Source organism: Caulobacter sp. GW821-FHT11E11 (assembly GCF_058808315.1).
This window is the reverse complement of the sequence record NZ_JBXARO010000017.1, coordinates 1-6,863: the sequence shown is the minus strand read 5'-3', so window position 1 is coordinate 6,863 and position 6,863 is coordinate 1. Positions and strand designations below refer to the sequence as shown.

Genomic DNA, 6,863 nt, shown 5'->3' with positions numbered 1-6,863 from the left:
AGGCTCCGTCAATCGAACGGAGCCCTATGAATCAGACATCTCGGCGCCTGAGAATCCTGAATGTCGATTGGCCCTAGAGCTTCACCACGATGCCCTTGCGGTCCATGGCGTAGCCCAGCAGCCAGCAGACCAGCATGTAGGCGATGGCGCACAGCAGCGAGCCCAGCGACCCTGGCGCCACGGCCTGGAAGACGTGGACGCCGATCCACTTGTAGAGCCCGATACCCGGCGCGACCTCGATCATGCCCAGCACGGTCACGAACAGCTCCGAGAACAGGTAGATCACCAGCGGATTGAGGCCGAACACCTGGAAGAACTTCGTGCCCGGATTGGGCGACCGGCCCTCCAGCACGGCGGTAAGGGCGGCCAGCAACACCAGGTCGATGCCGACGGTCAGCAGGACGAAACTGCTGGTCCACAGCTTCTTGGCGATCGGGAACGCCGGGTTCCAGGCCAGGGCCGCGACGATCAGGACGGCGCCGGCCAGGGCCATGTGGAGCGTGGCCTTGCGGCTGTCCGAGGTCTCCTTCAGGAACCGCGCGGCCAGGTAGCCGGCCAGGACATTGACTGTCGACGGCAGCGTGCCCAACAGCCCCTCGGGATCGAAACCGCCGTCCTTGCGATAGAGGTGGTTCTGGCCGATCAGCAGCAGGTCCAGGTGCGTGCCGGCATTGCCCAGCTTGGTCAGGTCGCCAAACGTCAGCAGGATCGCCCAGTAGCCCAGCAACAGCGCGACCGACAGCACGACGATCAGGCGCGGCGACAGCCAGCGCACGGCGAAGGCGGCCAGCATGTAGCAGAGGGCGATCCGCTGCAGGACACCCATGACCCGCGTCTCGGAAAACGGGCTCAGCACCCATTGCCCGTCGACCTTATGGACGAACGGGAACCAGTACATCAGGAAGCCCAGCAGGAAGATCAGCGCCGTGCGCTTGAGCACCTTGGCCAGGAAGTCGTTCACCGGGATCGGCCGCGAGAACGCGAAGGCCATCGAGCAGCCGACCGCGAACAGGAACGACGGGAACACCGCGTCGGCGGCCGTGAACCCGAACCACGGCGCGTGCACCAGCTGGGTATAGGCGTTGGCGCCCGGCCCCGCGGTGTTGACGACGATCATCAGGCAGACGGTCAGCCCCCGGAAGACGTCCAGGGACAGGAAGCGCGCGGGTTTGGTCATCATTCCCCCCAGGTGTTCTTCTTATTTGGTCTGGTCGAGCTGCGCGATCAGCTGCCGGACCCCGGCGACGGGATCGGCCGGCGGCTCGCGGCGATAAACAGTGTCGGCGGCGACCCAGACCCGTTCCCAGGCGACGCCGTCCTTGGTGACGGCGGCCTCGTCGAATGCCCCCGTCCCGGCCGCTTTCAGCGCGTCCAGGAACCGCGACCAGCGCGGCAGGTAGAAGTCGCGATACAGCCCTTGCCAGGCCTTGGAGGCGTAGTCGTTGAGGTTGCCCTCGCCGCCCCACACGGTGACCTGGGCCTTGGCGTTGGCGACATAGGCCGCCGTGTCGGCCGGCGTGTCGCCATAGGCCTTTGCGTCATCGATCCAGGTGGCCAGCGTCTCGGGCTGCACGCCCAGCAGCGCGTCGATCCGGAGCGCCAACGCCTCGATCTCGGCGCTCGCCTTATCGCCGGCGGCGATGTCGCCCTTGCGATAAGCCGCGACGGCCGCCTGCAGCTGTCCGTCGATCTCCAGGCTGGCCAGGTGCCGCGCGGCTTCGACCAGATCCAGCACGAACAGCGGCTGATCGGCATAGGCCGGCGCCAATGCGGTCAGGGCGCGAACCGCCGCATCCAGCTTGGCGCGATCGCCCGGATGGACCGGGAAGTCGGCCACGGTCGCCGTCGGGCGCTTGAAGAACAGGTAGGCCCCGGCCTTGCTCTTCCACCAGCGCGGCGACCAGTAGCGGGTCGAATAGGCGCCCTGGACCAGCAGGGTCATGGCCGCGTCCAGCTGCGGCGTCGTCTTGCCATAGCGCGAGCGGGCATAGGTCGACAGCCAGGCGGCCGCGCTCTCCTGCCCCGCGCCCCAGGCCAGATCGTAGACGGCCTCATAGACGATCGAGTTGTTGTGCAGCCCCTCGGGGAACATGCCGAACCCGGCCAGCTTGCCCTTGTCGGGATTGGCCGCGATGCCCGGGATGTCCTGGCGGTAGTAGTCCAGGTCGCCATAGACCGGATTGCTGCCGCCGTAGTTATGGACATAGCCGTAAATCCACGGCTTGCCGCCGAAGGCCTTGGCGTTCTTCCAGACGGCCGGATAGCGGTCGTTGCCGATATCCAGGATCATCAGCTTGTCGTCGGGAACCAGGCTCAGATAGGCCGAGATCGCCGCCGGATCCCAGAAGTGGCTGTCGGCCCCGAACAGCCAGCCCTGCATCACCCACACCGCATCGGGACGCGCCTGGCGGATGGAGTCGTAGATCGCCTTGCCGTAGGCGGCCAGGCGCTGGGCCTTCAGGGCCGGATCGACCTCGACCTTGGTCTTGGTCGCCGCCGTGTTGGCCGTGCCGTCACCATAGGCCGCGTCGCGGGCGTCCGCGCCGTCGGCGTTGATCGGCGGCAGCATCTCGTTGAACGAGTCCGCCAGATAGTAGGTCCCGGCCCCGTAGGTCTGGGTGTAGAGCGCCAGGAACCGGCCGGCGATCTTGGCGAACAGCGGATCGGCCGGTTCCAGCCAATAGGTCTCGTGGAAGCCCTCCCACGGCCGCATGCGATAGATGCGCGCCTTGGGGTTCTTCTGGGCGAAGGCCTTGGGCACATAACCGCCGAAGGCCGGCAGGATCGGGGTCATGCCCAGCGAGCGCATGCGGCCCAGGATCTGGGCCTGCAGGGTCTTCTTCTTGTCGATCCAGTTGGTGGGCAGCGGGGCGCGATAGCCCTCGATATTGCCCATGCGGTGCCAAGGCGTGAACGCCGGGCCCGAGAAGTAGTCGGCCAGCTCGGCCTCGGTCAGGCCGAACTCGCGCCACAGCGCGCGCCAGACGAACTCCTGGCCTTCCATGGCCAACGGCATGTCGACGCCGTGCGCCGCCATCCAGTCGATCTCGCGGGTCCAGCGCTGCCAGCCCCACCAAGGGGTCGTGTAACCATAGGTGCAGGTGTTGAGATAGGCGCGATGCTTGAAAGGGCTCTCGACCTTGCCGCTGGCGACGGCGGGCAAGGCGCCGCTCTGGGCGACCCGGTCGCCCTCCCAGCTGACATGGGCCAGGCCCGCCTGACGCAGATAGGCATAGGCCCCGCGCACCAGGGCCACGGGGCTGTCGCCGGTGATTGAAAGCTTTCCGCCCTGCCCGTTCAGCGCATACCAGGCCTGGGTTCCGCCCGGCGCCAGGGTCAGGTTCGCCCTCGCCAGACGCTTACCGAACAGACGCTTCAAGCTGGCGCGGGCGGCCGAAGCGCCATCGGCCATGCCGGCGGCGAAGGTCGGCGTCGCCACGGCGGCGGCGAGCGCGGCGGCCAGGGCCTGACGTCGGTTCAGATCTGCGTTCATCGACATGAGAATCTACGAAAAGGACGCTCACCGCCCAGGAGAATGGAGCGGCGAGCGCCAGGCTGGAAGGTCCCGCCCGCAACGACGGGCAGGACCTCGGGAAGGACGCGGCGCAAGGGGAGGACGCAGGCGCCGCGCCAAACGCGTTACATCTTGTATTGGAACGAGAGGTAGTAGCTGGGGCCGGTGGCCGACGACTCCTGCCAGCGGCTGGAGTTGCCCAGATAGGCCTTCTCCTGCGCGTTATTGATGTTCATCGCCGCGAAGGCGAAGCTCAGGTGTTCGTTGAAGTTGTAGCCCAGGTTCAGGTCGAACTGGGTCCGCGAGGCCACCGTGTGGCCCAGCGGCCCGGCGAAGAAGCTCTCCACCGAAGTCTGGTCATAGGCGCTGCGGTAGTTGGCCGACAGGCGGGCGCTGAAGGTCTGGTTCTCCCAGTAGACCGTGCCGTTGGCGGTGTGCTCCGACAGATTCGCCAGGCGGAAGCCGGACGTCGAGGTCGCCGGGTTCACGTGGGTGTAGTTGGCGATCAGGCCAAAGCCGTTGATCGGCAGCCAGGCGTCGAACGACTGTTGCCAGTTCAGCTCGTAGCCGTGGATGTCGACCGTGCGGGCGTCGTTGAAGCTCTGGGTGATCGAGTAGGTGTCGCCCGCCGCCGAGACGCAGACGCCGCTGGCGTCCTTGGACAGCGCGGTGCCCTCGTATGAGGTCGGGCAGACCAGCTGGGTATAAACGCCGTTCTTGACCTTCTTCGAGAAGAAGCCCGCCGACAGGCCGTTACCCTGGCCGTAATAGTACTCCAGGCTGATATCCAGCTGGTTAGCGGTCATCGGGTTAAGGTCGCCCTGGCCGATGGAGATCGTATTGACCTTGTGACCGGTGGTGTCCGTGGTGCTGGTCACGGTGGTGGCCAGCTGGTTGTTGGAGTCGATGATCGGACGCACCAGCACCTTGGCTGCGGCGACGCGCAGCAGCAGGTTGTCGGTCAGGTCGATGTTGAAGTTCGCCGACGGCAGGACGTTGTCATACGACTTCTTGGTCGAGTACCGGCCCGCCACCAGCTTGACCTCGGTGTTCTGCGGGTTGGCCGCGCCGCCGACATAACCCTTCACGGTTTGGTCGGTGCTTTCGCTGCGGACGCCCAGGTTTCCGCGGAAGGTCTTGGACAGCACCTCGCCCTTCAGGTTGGCCATGGCGTAGAACGAGGTCAGCTCACGCTCGACGCGGAAGCTGCCGGCCGGATCGAACGCCTCGTAGATCGAGACGCCCTGGGCTTTCAGCGCCGCGCGATAGGCGTCCAGGTTCGGCGACACCCAGGCGCCCGGCAGCGTCATGTCGCCGTCCAGGAAGTTGGTCACCGCGATGCCCGTGGCGGCCATGGTCGGCGAGTACGAGGCCGGGATGGTGTTCTGGCCGTCCTTGCGCACGACGTAGCGCTTGAGCACTTCCTTGCGCAGCTTGGCGCCGACGGCCACCGACTCCAGGATGCCGTAGTCGACATAACGCTTGGCGTCGAACTGGCCGGCGTCCTCGTAGGAGTCGATCGAGCGATAGGCGCCGTTCGGATAGGTGTTCCGGATCAGGGTCGCCGGATTGTACTGGGCCGTGTCGGTCAGCGCCGTCGAGGTCGTGAAGACGATGTTCTTCGGGTTGCTGATGTCGACCGTGGCGCTGGGAATGTTGATCCCCAGGATCGCGGCCTCTTCGTTGTGCATGGCGCTGCCGCGCGAATAGTGCGCGACGGCCTTCAGGTCCCAGTTCTCGATTCCGGTGTAGTGGATGTTGGTCGTCAGGGCGCCGGTCGACTGCGGCCGGTTCTCGAACTGGTGGTTGTTCTCCAGGCGGAAGTTGTTCACCTGCACCTTGGTCGTGGTGCCGTTGGTCACCGTGACCGGCACGACGTTCGTGGCCGCGGGCGTCGTGAACAGGAACACCTGCTGGTGGATGTCCTGGGTCGTCTTGTCCTTGGCGTAGGTGGCGATGACGTCGACCTGCAGGTCGCTGGTCGGCTTGAACTGCAGCGCGCCGTTGATCATCGAGCGCTCGGTCTCGCGGTCGATGCGGCGATAGCGCAGGCGGCCCGGGGTGTAGACGTTATTGGCGACCGTCCAGCGGTCCATCCACAGATAGTCGCCGCGGTCCTTCAGCTCCTGGTAGCCGCCGCCCAGGAAGACGCCCAGCTTGCCGTCGAAGAAGTGGTCGACATAGGTCAGGCCGTACTTGCCGGTCGGGTCGCCGCCGATCAGGTCCTGCTTCTGCAGCTTGCCGGCCAGGATCAGCTGGCGGCCCTTCACGTCGAACGGATGGACGGTGTCGATATTGACCGTGCCGGCCAGGCCGCCGGCGTCCATGTCGGCGGTCGGCGACTTGTAGACCTGGATGCCCGAGGCCAGCTCGGTCTGGATGACGTCGTAGCGGAAGCCGTCGGTGAAGTTCGAGCTCTTGAACGCCTGGCCGTTGACCGTGGTCAGGGCGTACTGCGGACCCAGACCACGGATGCTGATGGTCGAGCCGCGGCCGTTGATGTTCGAGATCTGCACGCCCGGGATGCGCTGGATGGCTTCGGCGATGTTCTCCGACGGGAACTTGCCGATGTCCTCGGACGAGATGCCGTCCGAGACGCGCACGTCCTTGCGCTTGGCCTCCAGGGCCGTCGCCAGGCTCTTGCGGAAAGCGGTGACCACCACCTCGTCGACGGACTCGGTTTCAGCGGCTGGCGCGGTCTGGGCCAGGGCGGTGTCGGCAAAGCAGACGCCAGCCAACAGGGCCAGGGCGAAGGCCTTGCGGCGGCCGCGCGCGGCGGAAGTCTTCTGTTCGATCATTTTGTTATCCCCCTTATGTGAGCGAGGACGCTGCAACGTCTCGCCGGCAAGCATGAAGCAGACCATTCAGATACCTCTCCGGACTGCATACGGAGAGACGATAGAGCGTCGAACGGACCCGACGCAAAACTCTAAGCTGCTTATTTCTCTTAACTTTATGAGACGTCTGATCCTTAGGCAGGTTCGGATTCGGGCTCCGACGATCCGCGTTTTTCGGGGATCAGATTTATTATGTTGTTTTAATTATTTAGCCCGAACTCAGCCTCCTTCGTCAAGCGTTTTGATAATACCAATCTAATGCCTCTTTTGCGACCAGATCGACCCGCTGGAACGGCCGGTCGCAGCCGCAGCGGGAGGACGCTCAGCGCCCTTCCCGCCTGGCGTGCGCGCGAGGCCTAGAGCAGACAGCGCATCGCTTCGCCGACCCGCTCGGCGGAGGGGCCTAACACCACGTGGATGGCGCGTTCGCCGACCCGGACGACACCTCGGACGCCGGCGGCGTCGAGCGCCGCCTCGTCGATGGCGGCGGGATCACTCACCACCACCCGCAG

General features: G+C 65.5%; 2 protein-coding genes and 1 pseudogene. All 3 read right to left on the bottom strand.

Annotation, left to right across the window (positions count from 1 at the left end):
• Nucleotides 1–73: 73 nt before the first annotated feature.
• The gene (locus AC1RR5_RS26670; protein ID WP_492926799.1) at nucleotides 74–1,177 is read right to left on the bottom strand and encodes an acyltransferase family protein; all 1,104 of its coding nucleotides are present in this window, start codon (nucleotides 1,175–1,177) and stop codon (nucleotides 74–76) included.
• A 21-nt stretch (nucleotides 1,178–1,198) separates the two neighbouring features.
• Nucleotides 1,199–3,499 (bottom strand): alpha-N-acetylglucosaminidase, encoded by a 2,301-nt coding sequence (locus AC1RR5_RS26665; RefSeq protein WP_492926797.1) that lies wholly within the window; start codon nucleotides 3,497–3,499, stop codon nucleotides 1,199–1,201.
• A gap of 140 nt (nucleotides 3,500–3,639) precedes the next feature.
• Nucleotides 3,640–6,401: pseudogene (locus tag AC1RR5_RS26660) on the bottom strand (TonB-dependent receptor).
• Nucleotides 6,402–6,863 lie beyond the last annotated feature (462 nt).